The following is a 20,134-nucleotide window of genomic DNA, read 5'->3' as shown; positions in this document are numbered from 1 at the left end:
TAAAATCTGTGGTTCAAAATTTGGGCTTATTGGTCTGCTTACTCAAAAAATCAGGCACTTTGGCGGCGGCTAGTTTTTCGATTTGGGTGAGTAGGGTTAGGTTGATGTGGGTTTGCTGGCAGGTTTTAGCCAAGTGTTTGGCGATATGGATCAGCAAGTGCGCTGAGACTTCTGCATCGGCTTCGGCCCTGTGGGCGGTGCCTTGAAAGCGGATACCTAGGCTGTGGGCGATGGTGGCGAGCTTGTAATTGCTCATGCCTGGAAACAGCCGCCGGGATAATTTAAGCGTGCAAAACAGCCCTTGATGGCGTGGGATCAGATGAACCCGCTGGCTTTCGGCTAATAAAAACTTGGCATCAAAGCTGGCGTTATGCGCCGAAAGGGCGTTATCGCCAATAAATTCGATCAACGCTGGAACCACCTCGCTGGCTGGCGGAGCCTTGTTGACCATGGCTTGGCTGATGCCGGTGAGCTGAGTAATAAAAGCGGGGATACGCACGCCGCAATTGACCAAGGATACAAAGCGATCAGTAATCTGCCCGTCCACAATTCGCAGTGCAGCTACTTCGGTAATACGGTCATAGCTGCTGCTAATGCCGGTGCTTTCAAAATCTAGCATCACGATGGGGCGGTTAAATGAACTCATGGGGTCTTTTTAAAAATTGTAGGGTGGGCAGGTTTTTGTGCCCACGCGGGGTAGCTATAAAGCCCAAATCTTGAAACACAGAGAGCACAGAGAACACGGAGTTTCACGGAGAAAACCTTATTCCTCATGTTTTTCTCCGTGGCTCTCCGTGTTTTCCTTTTCCTCCGTGGTTCAAGATTTGGGTTTGTTGTTCTCTGTGGCGACGACTTTAGGTTTTTACAATATCCCCCATCAACGCCGCTTCTATCTGATCCAATAATTCCATACTTGGGCGCTTGAAGTAGACGCCGCTTTGGCCGTTTTGCTCCCCCATGCCACGCATAAATAGGTAGTACACGCCACCAAATTGATCGTCGCTAAAGTGGGGTAGGCGTTGGTGTAAAAAGCGGCGCACGGCGGCGCTGTAGATAAGGTATTGCAGATAATAGTGGTGCTGCGCCATGGCGGGGATGAGCTGTGCGGGGGCGTAATCGGCCACGCTATTGCCTAGCCAATTGCTTTTGTAATCCAAAACGTAATAAGCGCCTTGGTATTCAAATACCAGATCAATAAAGCCTCTTAAAAAGCCGTTGATATGAAAGAAATCTAGCTGCTCTGCGGCCTGTTTAAATGCGCTAGGCAGGCTGGAGTGCTGCAATGCGGCGATTAGGCTGGCGCTTTTACAGTGGCCTACGGCGTAAGTGAATTCCATTTCGGCCACGCGTGCCGATTTGGGGATGTCACGTAGCCGTAGCGCCTTGCCATCCAATGCCGTTGCCACGGTGTTTTGCACCATTTGGCTGACCACTTCTAGCCAGTGTGGCGGTATGCCATGCCGCTCTAATTGCTTGGCGACCTCTAGGTTTAATGCATCGATATCTTGCCAATCCCACTCTTCTAAAATGGCGTGCAGGCAAGTTCCGGCCACGGTGGCGGCGGCTTCTCGCTCTGGAAAGCTAAAGATGGAGCGCTCTGTGCTGATCTCTGGCGCGCTGCTTTGGTTATCGTGATCTGGGCCTTCGCTTGCGTGGTGGCGTTGATTAGACGTTAAGCCAGAAAAGCTGGCGACTCGCCACGTGGGATAAAGCGTTTTGCCGTGATAGGGCTTAAATAGTAGCGGCTCGCTTGCCGCGGCCTTCAGCCCAAAGCGGCCTTGGGGCGCGGCTTGTATGGCAAACACTTTGGGCTGATCTGCGCAGAGCTGGCTGATATCGCTAAGCAGGCTTTGGTGATCGTAGGCTTTGAGTTGTTCCTTCTGTGCCTCCAAAGGATCATCCGTTTCAGCTTGAATAGGGTGCAGCAACCATGCTAGCGCTGATTGATAGAGGCCATCTGTGGCGGCGGCTCCGCTGCTGGTTCTTAAACCCACATTGCCCCACACCACATAGCAGCGATTCCGCGCGCGGGTTAGGCCCACGTACAACAGGCGTAGTTTTTCTTCAAAGGCTTCGCGCTTGGCGTGCTCTTTGTGGCTATCAAAATCTTCGCTGCCTAAATCTAACCACGCTTGCTTATCGGCATGAAAACGCACCGAGCTACTTTGGCGGCCCAGCAGGCGGCCATCCCATAAAAAGGGGCAAAACACGATGGGATATTCCAGCCCCTTGCTGGCGTGTAAGGTAACAATACGCACGCGGTCTTCGTCACTTTCTAGCCTGAGCAAGGCTTCATCGCCTGCGTTGCGGCTTTGGCGGCTAAACCAAGCTAAATGTTGCTCAAGGCCCGTGGCTTTGTGCGCTTGTAATAGCTCGGCTAATTGCAATAGATTAGTCAGCCGCCGCTCGCCCTCGCTAAGGGATAACAGCCGCTGCGCCACATTGCGCCCATCTTGGCCGTGGTATTCCAGCCACTCTCTAAACATCGGGATAAAACCCTGCGCTTGCCAGGTTTTTTTCCAATGGGCAAAGGCATCCGAGATATTGTCCCAACCGCTGATTTCCAGCCGCAGCAGGTCGGCTGCACTTGAGCCAAGCAGGGTAGAAATTAGCGCAGCCCGCAGCAAGCCTTGGTTGGCAGGCTCGGCAATTGCGGCCAGCACGCCGTATAAATCCCGCGCTTCTTGCGATTCCCAAACGCTATCTCTTACCCGCAGCACGCTGGCGATACATCGGCTACTGAGCGCATCTTGCATGGTTTTGGCTCGGAAACGATCCGGCACCAGCACCGCAATATCGCCGCCGGAGAGGGCTTTTTCTACGCCTGTGCCGCGCATGGTGGCCACGCCGCTCAGTAGCTTTTCAATCTCTGCCGCGGTGATTTGGGCGGCTAGGTGGTTAGCGGCCTCTTTGCCCCAACTAATTTGCACGCCTTTTTCTGAGACTTGCTCTGGCTCGGGCAAAAACTGAAAACAAAACGGCGCGCTAACGCCATCCTCACCGACGATATGTAATTCTGGCCGTGGTTTATCTGCGGCCTTCACCGCTGTAAAGCTGACGTGTGGGTCAACAAAGGCTTCCTTCGGCCTTAAAAACAAGCTATTCACTGCGGTGACTAAATGGGGCACCGAGCGCTGGTTGGTGTCTAGGCTTTCTTTGGCCTCAACCAGTTTTTCTGCTTGGTGATAAGCGTGAATATCCGCGCCGCGAAAGCTGTAAATCGCCTGCTTAGGATCGCCCACTAAAAAAAGCGGGGTGCTGCCATCGCTAAACACGCGTGAAAAAATATCGTACTGAATGCCATCGGTATCTTGAAACTCATCAATCAGCGCGGCTTTATAACGGCGGCGGATGGCAAGCGCCAAGCGATCGCCCTCTTGCAAACCTTGCCAAACGCGTAGCAACAGATCGTTAAAGGAGAGCTGTTGGCGGCGGGCTAGGCGCTCTGGTAGCTCGCTATCGCAGCGGCGGCGCAGCTCGGCCAGGGCGTGTTTTTCTTTAAGCTGACAAATGCCGCTTAAATCGTTGATTAAGCCCGCTAACTCTTCTACCACATCAAAAAACGCATGGCTGGGCGCTGTGCCGGTTTTTGCTGTGCCGCTGGCAAGTTTACTGCTGCTTAATTTGGCTAACTCCTTGCTGTCGATATCCTGCCAGCCACCATTGCTGGCGATATGGTCATCAATCAGCAAAAAGACTTTTTCTAGCTGCTCTGGCTTATAGCTGGTTTGCTTGAGCTCTTTTTTAGCTGACATCTCGAGCAGCATGGCGCGGATGGAGGCGGCATTTTCTAGCCAAAGCCGTTGATAGTTGCTAAGAGCGGGGGCAAGGGCGGTAGCCAGCTGACGGCTGTCTGGCAATGGCGGCAGTGCCACGGTGTGCAGTAAGGGCTGGCCTAGATGGCCATACACCACCCGCAGCCATTCCTCTGGGCTGGCCTTAGTTTTTAACAGGTATTCGGTGTAAGCGCTATCGGCTGGGTAAACCTGCTCACGCCAAAAATCGGCGGCGATTTCATCCAGTACGGGGCCAATATCGCTCAGAATCTCCATGCCAAAATCGGCACCGCTTTCAAACGCCGATTGCACCAATACCCGCTGGCAAAAAGCGTGGATGGTATGAATGGCCGCCTCGTCTAGGCTGGCAATGGCGCGTTGTAGGCGGCGAATGATCTCTGGGCTGCGCTCACGGTGCTGATCGAGCAGCGTTTGGCAAAAAGGATCGAGCGCCTCATTGCCCTCAAATGATTCCAATACCTCGGCTAGCCGGCCACGAATCCGATCGCGCAGCTCGGCGGTGGCGGCTTCGGTAAAGGTGACTACCAAAATCTCTGGCACGCGTAAGCCGTGCTCAATCACCAGCCGGGTATATAAACCGGTAATCGTCCAAGTCTTCCCCGTCCCCGCGCTGGCCTCAATCATATGCGGGCCTGCTAATGGCATATCAAATAGGTTTAAGGGACGAAGGTGCATGATGATTCCAGATGGGGCGGATGATGAGCGGTAAGGGGATTATAAAGGCTCAGCCTAACTTGGTGATGAAGCTGAGTGATATCTTGTTTTTTTGAAGCTTAGAATTGTAATTGAAAGATAAATCCCCCCTAGCCCCCCTTTGAAAAAGGGGGGCTAGGGGGGATTTTGCAACCATACAAATCTAGCCTGAAACCTTTTTCCCAAGATTTGAGTAAGCATATGACCAATGCGGAACAATTACTTTGGTCAAGGCTACGCCGCAAACAGGTGTTGGGTGTGCAGTTTTATCGGCAAAAGCCTTTGGCGAGCTTTATTGTTGATTTTTATTCTGCTGCAGCCCGTTTGGTGATTGAGTTGGATGGATCTCAGCACTTTGAAGCGGAGCACCAAGCCAATGATAAGGAAAGGGATCAGGCGCTGGTGGCAATGGGCTTATTGGTTTTGCGATTTAATAACAGACAGGTTTTACAAGAAACAGAAGGCGTTATGCTGGTGATTTTTGATGCAGTTGAAAGGCAAATCCCCCCTTGCCCCACTTTTTCAAAGGGGGGTAAAACCTAAGTAAGAGGTGAAATTAGTTTTATTTTTTCATTTTTCAAGCTTGTGCTGGCAAGTGGCCCTCAATCGGCGGGACCTCTACAACAATTAAGAATGATGTTATCTCCCCCTTTGTAAAAGGGGGATTAAGGGGGATTTGTAAGCTAAAGGCTTACACAAACTTTTAGCATATTTATCATTGATTGCGCTACAGCCCGTCTGGTGATTAAGCTGGATGGATCTCAGCCCGATTATGCTGAGTTTCAGATATCGTTGCCCCTTCGAGGCCCCATGACTTCTTTTCAAGAGCATATCCGCAGCGCCATGCAGCCTCTTGCTAATGATGCTGCAGCCATCGCCATGCGCGCTTATCAACGTGATCAGTTTGAATTTTTAGGCGTGGCCGCCCCTGCGCGCCGTGCTGCCAGCATGCCCTTGATTAAACAACTAAAGCCTGCCAGTGCGGGCGCTTTAATTGTTCAGGCGCAGGCTTTATGGGATTTGCCACAGCGCGAATACCAATATATCGCCGTGGATTTACTGGCAAGGCACGTCAAAATCTTAAGCGGTGAAGATATCCCTGTCTTACTCCACTTAGCCTTGCAGAAATCTTGGTGGGATACGGTGGATGGCTTGGTGAAAGTGGTTGGGGCGATTGTGAAAGCCGACAAAGCCCAGCAAAGCCAAATGGATGCCTCGCTGCTACATGATGATTTTTGGATTAGGCGCATCGCCATGCTGCACCAATTAGCTTGGAAGGGTGAAACCGATGTTGCCCGCCTTAAAGCTTACGCCAAGCAGCTAGCACCCGAGTCTGAGTTCTTTATTCGTAAAGCGATAGGCTGGGCGCTAAGGGAATACGCTTGGCATGATTCAACTTGTATTCGGGCGTTGCTGGCAGAAATGGGCGATACATTATCGCCATTAAGCCGCAGAGAGGCGGGCAAGCATTTGTAAGGGCCTATTGGCATCAACTTTCCTGATTATGTTTCTTGCTCAATGGGCTCTGTGTAGATGGATTTCTTGAGTGCTTGGCGTGGTTTTGGAATGTGTAGGGCGGGTGAAACCCGCGAGCAATGCCGAATAAACACGCGGGTTTCACCCCACATGCACTAATTAAAGTTACATAAAACACTTAAAGTGTAGAAAATAGCGCTAAACCTTGAATCACAGAGATAATGCATCGCATATTTTGCTGAAGTTACTCGCTTGGGTTTAAAACGTACTTGGTTTTTCCTACAGCCAGCATCAGTTTTCCAGCTACTTTTAATCTACCATTTGAATTCAAAAGATATAAATATCCTTTCACCAATTCTTGGTTAGAATCAAGGTCTCTTTCGATGTCCTTCAGCCTTCCTTATGATTCTTCGTGGTCCTTTTCTTTCTGAGCTATTACGCACAGAAACGCTTGCTGATCTGTTAGAAAACACGGCTCAGCGCATTCCAGATCACCCTGCTATTTATTGGCAAGACGAGGTGTTGAGCTACAGCCAGCTTAACCAGCGTGCTGATTTAGCCGCGCACCATTTAATTGCGTTTGGGGTAAAAGTGGGGCAAATGGTTGGCCTTTGCCTGCCGCGTGGTGCTGAGCTGCTGATTATGCAGGCGGCAATTGCTAAGGCGGGGGCGGCTTGGCTACCGTTTGAGGCGGATACGCCGGTAGAGCGGATGCAGGTTTGCTTTGAAGACGCGGCGGCGGTGGCGCTGATTGGCGAGGGCGATTTAAGCGCTGCGGGTGTGGCGGTATTAAGCCCTGCGCAATTATCCGCGCCCGTGGCTGGCCCCTTACTCAGGCGCGAAGGCTTACTGCCTAGCCATCCTGCTTACGTGATTTACACCTCTGGCTCTACCGGTAAGCCTAAGGGCGTGCCGATTAGCCAAGGCAGTATTTGCCACTTTTTGCGCAGCGAAAACTCAGTGTTGGGTGTGCGCCAAGATGACAAGGTTTATCAGGGCTTTTCAGTGGCCTTTGATATGTCGTTTGAGGAAATTTGGATTAGCTATCTGGTGGGCGCTTCCCTCTGGCTGGCCCCTAAAATACTGACGGGCGATCCAGATGCTTTGCCTGCGGTATTAAATGCCGAACAAGTCACCGTGCTGCACGCCGTGCCCACCTTACTGGCGTTGTTTAGCCAGGAAGTTCCTAGCTTACGGATTATTAATCTGGGTGGTGAAATGTGCCCAGAATCCTTGGTGGAGCGCTGGGCCACGCCAGAGCGGCAGGTGTTTAATACTTACGGTCCAACTGAATGCACGGTTTCTGCCAGCTTGGCGCAATTACGCCGTGGCCAGCCGGTCACCATTGGTACGCCGCTGCCTAATTACGGCCTGCTGGTGCGCAGTGAAGATGGGCGCTTATTAGCGCAGGGTGAAACGGGCGAGCTATGTATTATCGGCCCCGGCGTGGCGGATGGTTATCTGGGCCGCCCAGAGCTGACGGCAGAAAAATTCTTACTGAATACGTTTTCTGATCTGGCCGCGTTTCCACACGAAGCACGGCTGTATCGCACTGGCGATTTGGCGCGTATCGACGAGCAAGGCCAGGTGCAGTGCCTAGGCCGCACCGATGATCAAGTTAAAGTGCGCGGGTTTCGGGTAGAGCTGGGCGAGATTGAAGCTTCGCTTTGCCAGATTGCCGGTGTTGGCACGGCGGCAGTGCTGCTGCGCGAGTTAGCAGGCATTGATCAGCTGGTGGCGTTTGTAGTGGCAGATGGCGTGGATGCGGCTCTTTTAAGAAGCGAGCTAAAACGCAGCCTACCGCCTTATATGATCCCAGCCCGCTTTGAGTTTATGAGCGAATTGCCAAGGCTGACTTCAGGAAAAATCGACAGAAAAACCCTTAAAGCACGCGAGCTAATCCTGCCAACTGGCAAAAATCTGGAAAGTGATGAGCCAGTGAGCGATGCAGAACAAGCCTTGTTTGCCGCGCTGGCTACCCTTTTCCCCGGCCAACCTTTGCGCTTAGTGGATGATTTTTTTGGTGAGCTGGGCGGACACTCCTTACTGGCAGCGCGTTTAGTCTCTATGCTGCGGCGTAATCCGGCTTATGGCGGCATGACGGTGCAGGAGATTTACCAAAGCCGTACCTTACAAACGATTGCTACGCACCTCGATGCCCTCGCGCTAAGCCAGCCAGAAACCACGCAGGTAGAGCCAATACGCCGTGTGCCTTTTATGAGGCGGCTGCTATGCGGCACGGCCCAACTGGCCACGCTGCCGTTTTTAATTGGCTTACGTATGTTGCTATGGTTAGCGCCGTTTTTTACCTATCACTTTATGACCGGTGAAGAGGGCGATAGCTTAGGTATGGCGGTGGCTGCGGCCATTTTGGTTTATCTGGGCAGTTTGTTATTTAGCTTTGCCATTGCGATTTGCGGCAAGTGGCTGATCTTAGGGCGGCTGGCGGCAGGGCGCTACCGGCTGTACGGTTTTACCTATTTCCGCTGGTGGCTAAGCGATCGCTTGCTGGATATCACCCCAATGTATTTTCTGACCGGCTCGCCTTTGCAATCGCTGTATTTGCGCCTGCTTGGGGCCAAGGTCGGTAAAAACGTGGCCCTATCGGCGCTTACCGTGCGCGTGTTTGATTTGCTCAGTATTGACGACGGCGCAAGTGTGGGTGCCTCGGTCAATTTTGAAAACTTTAGAGTGGTGGGCGATACATGGGAAGTAGGGCCGATTCATGTGGGCAAGGATGCCTATATCGGCTCTTATGCCGTGATGCAATCGGACACCAGCGTGGCCGATTTCGGGCGGCTAGAAGGCTTATCTGCCTTATCGGTTGGGCAAAAAATTGCCACCAGCGAAGTGTGGAGCGGCTCCCCAGCGCGTAAAAGCAATGAATTGGCCCCAGATGTGCCTACTCGCCCAGTGCGTAATCCAGCCCTGCGTGGCTTGCATGGTTTTGCCTACGCAGGCGGATCGGCCTTGGTGGCGATTCTGTTTTTTGTGCCCGTCTTCCCCAGCTTTTTACTGATCGATTGGCTAGATGCGCATTGGTTTGATCTAACCGAGCAGGGCGTGGCGCTGCCTGAAGCGTTTATGTTTTATCTGATGCTAGCCATGCCCGCCAGTGCGGTACTGATTGTGCTGACGCTGCTGGGCTCCGCCGCTGTACGCTGGTTGCTGCTACCGCGTAATCCACTTGGCAGCTGGCCGGTGTTTGGCCCCATGTATTACCGCCGTTGGCTGACTAATCAGATTCAGGAATCCAGCCTAAATATTCTGCACGGCCTATATGCATCGGTATACGCAGGCTGGTGGTATCGCCTGCTGGGCGCAAAAGTGGGCCGTGGCACCGAGATATCCAACGCCATTGGCGTAGTGCCCGATCTACTTACACTGGGGGAAGATAGCTTTATTGCCGACGCGGTGATGTTAGGGGATGAAGAAATTGATCGTGGCTGGATGACACTACGCCCCACCGTAGTGGGTAATCGCAGCTTTGTGGGCAATGGGGCTTATGTGCTGGATGGCAGCATTATTCCTGACGATGTGCTGATCGGAGTGCAAAGCCGCTCGCCAGCAAATGAGCGGATGCAGCCCGGCCAAACTTGGCTAGGTAGCCCAGCTTTGTCATTACCACGGCGGGAGCAAGTCAGCGGCTTTGCCGATAGCCTTACCTTTCGCCCAAGCATGGCGCGCCGCCTAGCCCGTGGTGCGGTAGAAGCCTTACGCACCGTGATGCCGCTGGCGGTGATCATTACCGTAGGCTATCTCACCGTATTAAAAGTCATGCCCTTAGCCGAGCGGGAAGATTTTCATGGCGTATTTTGGGCGCTGATGATCGCTGGGGTGCTCTACGGCGTGGGTGCATTTGTGTTTATTGTGGCGTTAAAGTGGCTGATGATAGGCCGCTATCGCCCACATTCAGCCCCAATGTGGACTTCCTTTGTATGGCGCAGCGAAGCGCTAACCAGCCTCTACGAATCCATCGCCGTGCCCAACTTTTTTAACTTTTTACGCGGCACACCTTGGCTACCTATGGCATTTCGCTGCATGGGCTGCAAGATTGGTAGCGGCGTATTTATGGACACCACCGATATCACCGAGTTTGATTGCGTCACCATCGGCAACGACACGGTGATGCACGCATGGTCTGGCCCGCAAACCCATCTGTTTGAAGACCGCATCATGAAAATCGGCGTTGTTGAAATCGGCAGCGGCGTAAGCGTAGGCACGCGCAGCACCATCCTTTACGACGCCATCGTCGGCAACGGCGCCCGCCTTGGCCCGCTCACGCTAGTGGTAAAAGGCGAAACCATCCCAGAAGGCCAATCCTGGACCGGCAGCCCCGCCGTACCTTGGCACACATGCCGTAGTTGATTTACCCGCAATTGAATTGAAATGGCGCTGCTTTAAAAGCAGCGCCATTTTTTTATCTAATTTTGCGATGATGTACTATCTGGTGTACCTTTCTTTGTTAGAAAGTAATATTTGCAGCGCTTTTTTAAGCCACGGTTTTATCTTTTTGTTTTGTCACTTCTGATTTGGAAATTTAAATGCCTCAGGAGCTCATGTATGGATTCATTTTCGCCTTCAGATTTAAAAACTATTCTTCATTCAAAAAGAGCCAACCTCTATTATTTGCAACATTGTCGTGTATTGGTTAATGATGGCCGAGTTGAGTATGTGACGGATGAAGGCAAGCAGTCGCTTTATTGGAATATCCCCATTGCCAATACCACTTCTATTTTATTAGGCACAGGTACATCAATTACTCAAGCAGCGATGAGGGAGCTGGCCAAGGCGGGGGTCTTAGTCGGTTTTTGTGGAGGAGGTGGCTCACCTTTATTTGCAGCAAATGAGGTAGAGGTTGATGTTTCTTGGCTTACCCCGCAAAGCGAATACCGCCCTACTGAATATCTACAACATTGGATTAGTTTTTGGTTTGATGATAGCCAGCGATTAGCGGCAGCTAAAGCATTTCAATTATTACGAATCGCACAGATTCGTAAACACTGGTTATCTAGTCGTATGCTGCGTGAAGATGGCTTTGGTGTGACTGAAGCACAATTAGTCCCACTATTAGATAAATTCCAAAATAGCCTGAACAACTGCCAAAGCAGTAACGATATTCTTGCTCAAGAAGCGAGTTTAACCAAAGCACTTTATAAATTAGCGGCCAATGCCGCTAAATATGGTGAATTTACCCGGGCTAAGCGTGGCTCAGGTTTAGATATTGCTAATCGTTATTTAGATCATGGTAATTATTTAGCCTATGGATTAGCGGCCACAGCAGTTTGGGTGATTGGTTTGCCGCATGGCTTGGCGGTATTACACGGAAAAACACGCCGTGGTGGCTTGGTATTTGATGTAGCAGATTTAATTAAAGATGCGCTTATTTTGCCGCAGGCATTTATTGCTGCGATGGCGGGGGAGGAAGAACAAGAGTTTCGCCGTCGCTGTATGGAAGGCTTTTCCCGAGCAGATGCACTAGATGTCATGATTGATGGCATTAAAGATACCGCGCTGGCATGCAGTCAGGTGGGCAAATGAATATTTTGCTGGTTTCACAATGCAATAAACGTGCTTTAACTGAAACAAGGCGAATTTTAGATCAATTTGCTGAGCGTAAAGGCGATCGCACTTGGCAAACAGCCATTACCCTGCAGGGCTTAGATACTTTACGCAAACTTTTGAAGAAAACAGCTAAACGTAATACCGCAGTGGCTTGTCATTGGATTAAAGGCGCGAATCAAACAGAATTGCTATGGATTGTTGGCAATTTGCGCCAGTTTAATGAGCAAGGCACGGTGCCCACCAATACCACCAGCCGCGATATATTGCGCAGCACCGATGAAAACCAATGGCATACCGCAGAATCAATTTCTTTGCTGGCGGCAATAGCTGGTTTATTTCATGATTTTGGTAAAGCTAATCGTTTATTTCAGGACAAACTTAATCCCGATAAAAAAACGAAGGGCTCCGAGCCTTATCGGCATGAATGGGTGTCACTGCGTTTATTTCAAGCCTTTGTAGCAGAGCAAAGCGATGCCGAATGGCTGGCCAAATTAGCTGCAATTAGTCCTCATAATGAAGGGGAGATGCTTGAGCGATTGATTAAAGATCAGCGAGAAAATCGTTTTGATAACCCTTTTAAAGCTTTATCACCATTGGCACGTAGTATTGCTTGGCTGATTGTTTCGCATCACCGTTTACCAAAATTTAATCTGAAAGAAAACGAGCCGCGAGTTGATTACATTAATCAATGGATGACGGGTAAGTTTTTGTCTGCGGCGTGGAATTCACCACAGTGTGAATTTGATGATTGGAAAGCGGCCGATTGGCAAAAAGTTTGGCAGTTTGATTTTGGTACGCCCATGCGCAGCCAAACTTGGTGTGCTAAGGCGCAAAGTATTGCTAAGCGGGCGCTCAAGCATCGCCAATTACAAGAAATTGACTGGATGCAGGACAATTTTTCCAGTCATTTGGCGCGTTTATCTTTGATGCTGGCTGATCATTGCTATTCGGCTGGTGAGCCTAAATTAGCCTGGCAGGATAAAAAATATAAAGCATTTGCCAATACCGATCGTAAAACCCGTGAATTAAAGCAAAAGCTAGACGAGCACAATATTGGCGTAGGCCATAATGCGTTTCTACTGGCAAAAAGCCTGCCTAAATTACGGCAAAGCTTGCCTGCTATTACCCGCCACAAAGGCTTTAAGCAGCGCAGCAACGATGAAAAATATCGTTGGCAAGATAAGGCCTACGAGCTGGCAAAGGGCTTGAGTGAGCTAAGTAAGCCGCAGGGATTTTTTGGCGTCAATATGGCATCGACTGGCTGCGGTAAAACCTTTGCCAATGCCCGCATTATGTATGGCTTGGCAGATGAAAAATTAGGTTGCCGTTTTAGTGTGGCCTTGGGTTTGCGCACACTTACTTTACAAACGGGTGATGCCCTGCAAGCGCGCTTGCATCTGGAAAGTGATGATTTGGCAGTGTTGATTGGCTCGCAAGCGGTGCGGCAATTGCACGAGCTAAACAAGGCGCAGGTTCAGGAAGGTAAAGCGCTCTCTGCGGAGCAATCTGGCAGTGAATCGGCCGAGACCTTATTTGCCGAGCATCAATATGTCAGCTACGACGGCAGCTTGGATGATGGGCGTTTAAGCCAATGGCTAAAAGTATCTCCTAAGCTCTTGCAATTACTCAGTGCGCCGGTCTTGGTCAGCACCATCGATCACCTGATTCCGGCTACGGAAGGTGAGCGCGGCGGTAAGCAAATTGCGCCGATGCTACGTTTGCTTACTTCTGATTTAGTATTGGATGAGCCAGATGATTTTGATCTGGCCGATTTGCCCGCCTTATGCCGCTTAGTCAATTGGGCAGGGATGCTGGGCTCCAGAGTATTACTCTCTTCCGCAACTTTGCCGCCCGCTTTGATTCAGGCTTTGTTTGATGCCTACAAAGCAGGGCGCAGCCAATTTAATGCTGCATGTGGTGATGCAAGGCCATTACCTGTGTGCTGTGCATGGTTTGATGAACACAAATCTATGCAAAGTGATCATGCTGATCTAGCTGAATTTACTGCTACCCACCAAGTTTTTGTGGCTCAACGGATTAAGGCTTTAGCCAAGCAATCCACTTTGCGCTATGCCGAGCTTTTGCCGGTGCTTGCAGCTACTAAATCGACGCCGGATGTTTTGCAGGCAATGAGCGATGCTATTTATGGCGGCGTACAGCGTTTACACACGGCTCATCATCAAGTACACGCGACCAGTGGCAAGCGCTTATCGATTGGCTTAGTACGCATGGCTAATATCAAACCGATGGTAGCCCTTGCCCGCCATTTATTGAGCCAAGCGGCTCCTGATCAATATCGCATTCATTTTTGTATTTATCACAGCCAGCACCCTTTATTGGTGCGATCCGGCATAGAGCGGCAGCTTGATGCTGCGCTTAGCCGCCATGATCCCAATGCAATCTGGCAAGTGCCTGCCGTGCAAGCCGCAATTACGGATTGCCCAGAGCCTAATCAGCTGTTTATTGTTTTTGCTACTGCCGTTGCAGAAGTGGGAAGGGATCACGATTACGACTGGGCGATTGCCGAGCCCAGCTCGATGCGATCTTTAATTCAACTGGCTGGCCGCATTCAACGCCACCGTCAGCAAATCCCCAAAGCCGCCAATTTACTGATTTTGAATAAAAACTACCGAGCGTTAAAAGGTGACGGCATTGCCTATAGCCAACCGGGGTTTGAAGCAAAAGGTTTTGAGCTGCAAAGCAAAGATTTGGCAGAAATTTTAACCACAGAGCAATACCAGTACCTCAGTGCCACACCACGTATTCAGGCGCGCAGCCCCTTGGATGAACAACATAATTTGGTTGATTTAGAGCATGCCCATTTGGCTGCAAAGCTGTTTGGCTCTGCAAAAATCGCCGTTCATGCTGCCCTTTGGTGGAGGAATTATGCGAGTTGGTGTTTTGAGCTGCAAAGGCAAACGCCATTTCGCCTATCTGCTAAAGACGAAGCTTTTTTACTTTATCTGGAAGAAGAAGGCGAGGCGGCGCAGTTTTATTTAGTGGCTGAATCAGGCGAGCAAGGCTTGGTTGATAGCAGCCGCTTTGTTCGTTATGAAGTAGCACTTGGGACGGGCGTGCAGCCTTGGATGAGTAATAACGCCAGTTCTTTAATTGAAGAATTAGCAGAGCAGTTAAATTTGGGCTTAGCAGAAACCAGCCAAAAATTCGCCGAAATCCGCCTTCGGCTTACGGAAGAAAAATGGCTGTATCACGAGTGGTTTGGGGTGCATGGTGAGTTGGAGTAGTCAGGAATTTCTCAGTTAATCCTTGTGTTAATTGAATTAAATAACAAGCATAATGTAAGAATTAAAAATATTGGGAGGGAGTATGAATAACACCATGTCCGACCTCATAAAAAACTACATCCAAGCTCGTGCTGATGTGCGTTTGGAGAAGTTTGATAAAGAGGTGCAGAAAAAAGAGTCGCCGGAGCAGGAAGCTGATCTGGCCAAACAGCGCTTAGAAGAGGTCGCAAAATACGACGTAAATGCTTGGCTTACTGATGCCGCTATCCGTGCTAAGCAAATCAGTTTTGCGACTCACCCGCCTAAATTTACCCATAGCGATGCTAAGGGCAGCAGTGTTTATATCGGGGATTCAAAGCAAGCTTGGCCTTATCTTTGCACTGCTACTTTGCAAGCACCAGTCAGCGATGTGGTGGGTAATGCGGCGGCTTTAGATGTGGCAGGCTTGCTGCAACTAGCTGTGGGCGGCGTTACTTTAGCCAATCAGCTTGCCCAAAATGATGTCTCTTCCTTACAAGCTTTTACCTCAGATGAAGCCCAATTAGCCGAGTGGTTGCAAGGCTTTAAGCTGGCATTGTCGGTAAAAGAATTACGATCCCATGCGCTGGCTAAGCAGCTTTATTTTCCTGTGGCGAGTGATAGTTATCATCTGATCAGCCCGTTATTTTCGTCTGCCTTGGCTCATGCATTACATGAGCGGATTAGTGCCAGCCGCTATTCGGAAGAGGCCAAGGCGGTACGCAAGCTTAAACGGGAAGAGAAATTTAGTGCGCAGAGCACGGTCGATTATCTCAATGTCGCTGTGCAAACTTACGGGGGAACTAAGCCTCAAAATATAAGTTTGCTCAATAGTGGCCGCCGAGGGCAAGCTTTTTTACTTTCTTGCCGTCCGCCTGTTTGGGATAAAAAAGCCAGGCCGCCTGCAGATAAGAAAGATGCATTTTGGCGTGAATATAGCTGGCGTACTCGGCGTATCTCGAAAGTATTTAAAGCCTATTTATTAAGCATTAAAGAGCTAGATAGCACCAAGCCACGCCGTGATCGCCGAGCGGTGTTTGTTGATGATTTGATCGAATCACTATTGCAATTTTCCGCAGAAGTTCAGCAATTGGGTGAGCAGGAAGAATTCCGTAGCTGGAGCGCTTTATCTCAATTAAGTAAAGCCGAGCAATTATGGCTAGATCCATGGCGCGGGCAGTGGGATACGGCTTTTAAAGCTGATTACGAAGCTAAAGATTGGCAAAGCGATATTGCCAATCAATTTGCCAGCTGGCTTAATTTTAAGCTGATGGATGACAAATCATTGATGAAAGATGAAGAGCATAGCGAATGGTCTAAAACGCTGGAAGATAAATTGGCTCGTTTACGTTTTGATCTGGGTGTTGGTCGGGAGGAAATAGCCTGATGAAATCACTCATTATTTTGCGCCATTTATCTGTAGAAAACGCCAACGCTATCGCTGGCCTCACTTATGGATTTCCTGCGATAAGCAATTTTTTGGGTTTTACCCATGCGCTATCCAGAGCTTTGCAAAAAGACCATGGCCTCGTTTTGGGTGGCTGCGCAGTGATTTGCCATCAGCATGCAGTGCAGGCTTATCAACCTGCGGGCTGGGGCGATTATGTATTTTCACTGACGCGTAATCCATTAACTAAAGAAGCTAAAACGGCCGCTTTTAACGAAGAAGCCCGCATGAGCATGGATGTTTCTTTGCTGATTGAATGCGATTTCACCAGCTACGATTTTGATTTTGATACGGGCAGCACTAAGGGTGATATCACCCAGCTAGAGCAATATCTTACTCAAAAAGTACTGATGCAAAGGTTGGCTGGCGGAACAATTCAAAGCATTAAACAAGTGCAATTCGCTGAAATTCCACAAGAAATTGAAAAGCGCGATCAATTTACCCGCAAGCAATTATTAAGGCTGCTTCCCGGCTTTGCATTAGTTAATCGGCCAGATGTATTGCAAGCCCATCATCAAGCTTTACAAGCGAGCAATCCAGATGCCGATTTAATTGATGCATGGTTGGATTTTTCTGCACTGAAATACCAAGCCATCAGTAGCGAAGAGCATCCAAACGAGGAAAGCAAAGCTACTTGGCAACGCATTCCTAAGCCGGATTCTGGGTTTTTAGTGCCGATTAGCATGGGCTATCACGCTATTTCACCGCTCTATGCTCAAGGTGAAGTAGCGAGCACGCGTGATGCCAATACGCCATTTCGTTTTGTTGAATCAGCTTATTCGATAGGGCAATGGATTAGCCCACACCGTATTCATGAAATTGAATCACTGATTTGGCGTTATCAATGCACCGATGATGCCTATCTGTGCAAAAACCTATATCAGCCCGCGAAATCAACTCAATAAGGAAAACATATCATGGCAATTAAAACAGCTTCTGTATTGGCATTTGAACGCAAATTATCTAATTCTGATGCGGTGATGCACGCGGGCCAGTGGGAAAATCGTGCGATCAGCAGCCAATGGCCTGCATTGGCAATTTTAAGCAAAGATGTGCGGGGTACGATTTCTAATCGGCTTAAAAATGCAGTAGCCAGTGACCCTGCTAAATTAGATGCCGAGATTCAAAAAGCCAATTTACAGCGCGTTGATATGGCGGCTTTGCCTTTTGATGCAGATACCTTAAAAGTGAGCTTTACCCTGCGCGTATTGGGTAATTTGGCTTTGCCATCGGCTTGCAATGATCAGGAATATCAAGCTGAGCTGGCTAAAAAGATTAATGCCTATATCGCCGAGCACCAATTTACCGAGCTGGCCTCGCGCTATGCAGAAAACATCGCCAATGGGCGTTTCTTGTGGCGCAATCGAGTAGGGGCTGAATCGGTTGAAGTGCGGGTCACTCATAAAGCCGATGATAAAAAAACCACTTGGATATTTAATAGCCAAGATTTTAATTTACGTGAATTTACCCAGCCAACGGGTGATCTAGCCGAATTGGCCGAAGTGATTCGTTTGGGCTTAATGGGCGAATCATTTGCCTTTTTACAGGTAGAAGGCTTTGTGCGCCTTGGTGCAGGGCAAGAAGTATTTCCTTCGCAAGAGTTGGTTTTGGATGGCGGGCGGGATAGCACCAAGAGTAAATATCTTTATAAAGTAAATGAAGTTGCCGCCATGCACTCGCAAAAAATTGGTAATGCATTGCGCACCATCGATACTTGGTATCCATATTCAGAAGAATTAGGCCCGATTGCGGTAGAGCCCTACGGCTCGGTGACTAGCCGTGGCAAGGCGTATCGCCAGCCGGGGGTGAAAATGGATTTTTACAACCTATTAGATGCGTGGATTATTAAAGACAAAGTGCCTGCCGCAGAGCAGCAGCATTATGTGATCGCCACTTTGGTGCGCGGTGGTGTCTTTGGTGAAGCAGGTTAAGGGGCTGGTATGGATCATTACCTAGAAATCAAGGTACTGCCCGACCCCGAATTTGAGGTGGCCACCTTGTTTAACGCCCTGTTTGCCAAGCTTCACCGCGCCTTGGCCGATGTAGGTCAGGGGCAGATTGGGGTGAGCTTTCCGCTGGCAGATAAAACCTTGGGCCCCATCTTGCGGCTGCATGGTAAACACGCTGCGCTGGAGCAGTTGATGGCAGAAAACTGGTTAAAAGGTCTGCGAGATTACACCACAGCCAGTGTCATCTTATCTGTGCCTGCTAGTGCAAAGCATCGGGTTGTCAAAAGAGTGCAAGCCAAAAGCAGCGCCGAACGTCTGCGTCGCAGATCTATCAGTAAAGGCTGGCTAAGTGAGCAAGAGGCGATAGAACGTATTCCGCTGGCGAATGAAGCAAGGCTGAAATTGCCCTTTATTCAAATGAAAAGCAATTCTACCGCCCAATCGTTTCGCCTCTTCATCCAGCAAGGCCCTTTGCAAGCTGAAGCGGTAGCAGGCGTATTCAACGATTACGGCCTAAGCCCTGTGGCGACCATTCCCGTTTTTTAACCCTCTTTTTGCCTGCTTTTGTAACCCTTTGATTTAAAAGGGCTATGAAAGCGGGTGAAATAAAGGGGTTTTTGGAAGAAAGCAGGGAAATTCTTTAACAATGAAAGACTTGTGTTTAAATGCGAACAGTTCACTGCCGCACAGGCAGCTCAGAAACGTGGATATGGTGCATGATGATGCCGTCACCCGTTCACTGCCGCACAGGCAGCTCAGAAAGATAACGCCATGTGCAGCAGTTCTGCACAATTGTTCACTGCCGCACAGGCAGCTCAGAAAAAGTTAATGCAGAAAACAAGAGGGTCGTTAAAGTTCACTGCCGCACAGGCAGCTCAGAAAAATCCAGTTAATAATAAAATGCTACCGCCATTGTTCACTGCCGCACAGGCAGCTCAGAAAAAAGCGCAATTTGCAGCTGGCCAGCCGCTTGCGTTCACTGCCGCACAGGCAGCTCAGAAATGACACACCAGCAAAATGTTTAGACGTTGGTTGTTCACTGCCGCACAGGCAGCTCAGAAATGCTTAAAGCCTGACAATTGCGGTATAGGTAAGTTCACTGCCGCACAGGCAGCTCAGAAAATTAAACCAATGGCCGGTAATGAGTTTTATTTGTTCACTGCCGCACAGGCAGCTCAGAAATGTTGATCGAGAAGAAGGCTCCGCCATATTGGGTTCACTGCCGCACAGGCAGCTCAGAAAGCCACATGCACTCTCAACCATCCAGCGCATTTGTTCACTGCCGCACAGGCAGCTCAGAAAACAGCGGTGGCGGGCGCGTTACTGATTCAAATGTTCACTGCCGCACAGGCAGCTCAGAAAAACAACGCGATCCTGAAGTGATTTAATCATTTGTTCACTGCCGCACAGGCAGCTCAGAAAACCAGCACCGCACCCAAAATAGTTTGCAACACGTTCACTGCCGCACAGGCAGCTCAGAAACGCTGACAAGCCCTTGAATCTCGCCCTCAGAGAGTTCACTGCCGCACAGGCAGCTCAGAAAAGTACACCGATGCCTTGTGGTTCTTGACGCGCGTTCACTGCCGCACAGGCAGCTCAGAAAAATGGATCGCCACATTTAAAGTGCTTACGGTAGTTCACTGCCGCACAGGCAGCTCAGAAATCAATCCTGACTGCGGCCTGCACCGCCTCCTCGTTCACTGCCGCACAGGCAGCTCAGAAATGCCGGATGTGGCGCGACCGCGTCGGTTTTAAGTTTACTGCCGCACAGGCAGCTCAGAAAGGTGGTTTGGAAGGGGCAGCAGTGTAAAGGTCAAGGACATAGGTAACACTTTAGTCCACAGACATAGGTGACACTTTTCGCGTTAAAGTTAAGTAATCATTTTTTGCACCTGTTACCTGTCGCTCATCAAACGAACCTAGTCGAATCGGCCCAAAGTAAAC

General features: G+C 49.8%; 11 protein-coding genes and 1 CRISPR repeat array. Of the genes, 9 read left to right on the top strand and 2 right to left on the bottom strand.

The features are described 5' to 3' along the window. Positions 1-13 precede the first annotated feature (13 nt). Positions 14-646: a PolC-type DNA polymerase III gene (locus Q0R17_RS14770; protein ID WP_293936108.1), complete on the bottom strand. Its 633-nt coding sequence runs from the start codon at positions 644-646 to the stop codon at positions 14-16. A 208-nt stretch (positions 647-854) separates the two neighbouring features. Further along, a complete protein-coding gene (recB, locus tag Q0R17_RS14765) occupies positions 855-4,472 on the bottom strand; it encodes an exodeoxyribonuclease V subunit beta (RefSeq protein WP_293936106.1) in 3,618 nt (1,205 codons plus the stop codon). Between the two features lie 165 nt (positions 4,473-4,637). Between recB and Q0R17_RS14760 the strand changes: the two genes are divergently transcribed. From Q0R17_RS14760 to cas6f, 9 genes are all read left to right on the top strand, one after another. Beyond that, positions 4,638-5,033, top strand: a complete 396-nt coding sequence (locus Q0R17_RS14760; protein ID WP_293936104.1) for an endonuclease domain-containing protein — start codon at positions 4,638-4,640, stop codon at positions 5,031-5,033. Between the two features lie 267 nt (positions 5,034-5,300). Continuing rightward, positions 5,301-5,966, top strand: coding sequence for a DNA alkylation repair protein (locus tag Q0R17_RS14755; RefSeq protein WP_293936102.1), 666 nt, complete (start codon positions 5,301-5,303; stop codon positions 5,964-5,966). Between the two features lie 402 nt (positions 5,967-6,368). After that, positions 6,369-10,334, top strand: coding sequence for a Pls/PosA family non-ribosomal peptide synthetase (locus tag Q0R17_RS14750; protein ID WP_293936099.1), 3,966 nt, complete (start codon positions 6,369-6,371; stop codon positions 10,332-10,334). Positions 10,335-10,529: 195 nt separating this feature from the next. Next, a complete protein-coding gene (gene cas1f / locus Q0R17_RS14745) occupies positions 10,530-11,507 on the top strand; it encodes a type I-F CRISPR-associated endonuclease Cas1f (protein ID WP_293936096.1) in 978 nt (325 codons plus the stop codon). Then, complete coding sequence (gene cas3f / locus Q0R17_RS14740; RefSeq protein WP_293936093.1) at positions 11,504-14,776, top strand: type I-F CRISPR-associated helicase Cas3f; 3,273 nt, start codon at positions 11,504-11,506, stop codon at positions 14,774-14,776. Before cas1f ends, cas3f begins: the two co-directional genes overlap by 4 nt. Before the next feature lie 82 nt (positions 14,777-14,858). Further along, a complete protein-coding gene (csy1, locus tag Q0R17_RS14735) occupies positions 14,859-16,181 on the top strand; it encodes a type I-F CRISPR-associated protein Csy1 (RefSeq protein WP_293936090.1) in 1,323 nt (440 codons plus the stop codon). Then, on the top strand, positions 16,181-17,146 hold the full coding sequence (csy2, locus tag Q0R17_RS14730; RefSeq protein ID WP_293936087.1) for a type I-F CRISPR-associated protein Csy2: 966 nt from the start codon (positions 16,181-16,183) through the stop codon (positions 17,144-17,146). Before csy1 ends, csy2 begins: the two co-directional genes overlap by 1 nt. Before the next feature lie 12 nt (positions 17,147-17,158). Then, positions 17,159-18,172 (top strand): type I-F CRISPR-associated protein Csy3, encoded by a 1,014-nt coding sequence (csy3, locus tag Q0R17_RS14725; protein ID WP_293936084.1) that lies wholly within the window; start codon positions 17,159-17,161, stop codon positions 18,170-18,172. 9 nt (positions 18,173-18,181) lie between these two features. Continuing rightward, entirely contained in the window at positions 18,182-18,736 is a 555-nt protein-coding gene (gene cas6f, locus Q0R17_RS14720; RefSeq protein ID WP_293936083.1) for a type I-F CRISPR-associated endoribonuclease Cas6/Csy4, read from the top strand. Between the two features lie 128 nt (positions 18,737-18,864). Beyond that, a CRISPR array of direct repeats spans positions 18,865-19,973; the repeat unit is 28 nt; unit sequence GTTCACTGCCGCACAGGCAGCTCAGAAA. Positions 19,974-20,134: the final 161 nt, after the last annotated feature.

This window comes from Iodobacter sp. (genome assembly GCF_025352645.1).
Taxonomy (GTDB): Bacteria; Pseudomonadota; Gammaproteobacteria; order Burkholderiales; family Chitinibacteraceae; genus Iodobacter.
Note: the sequence above shows the minus strand (reverse complement) of the source record. Positions and strands in the feature narration are given on the sequence as shown.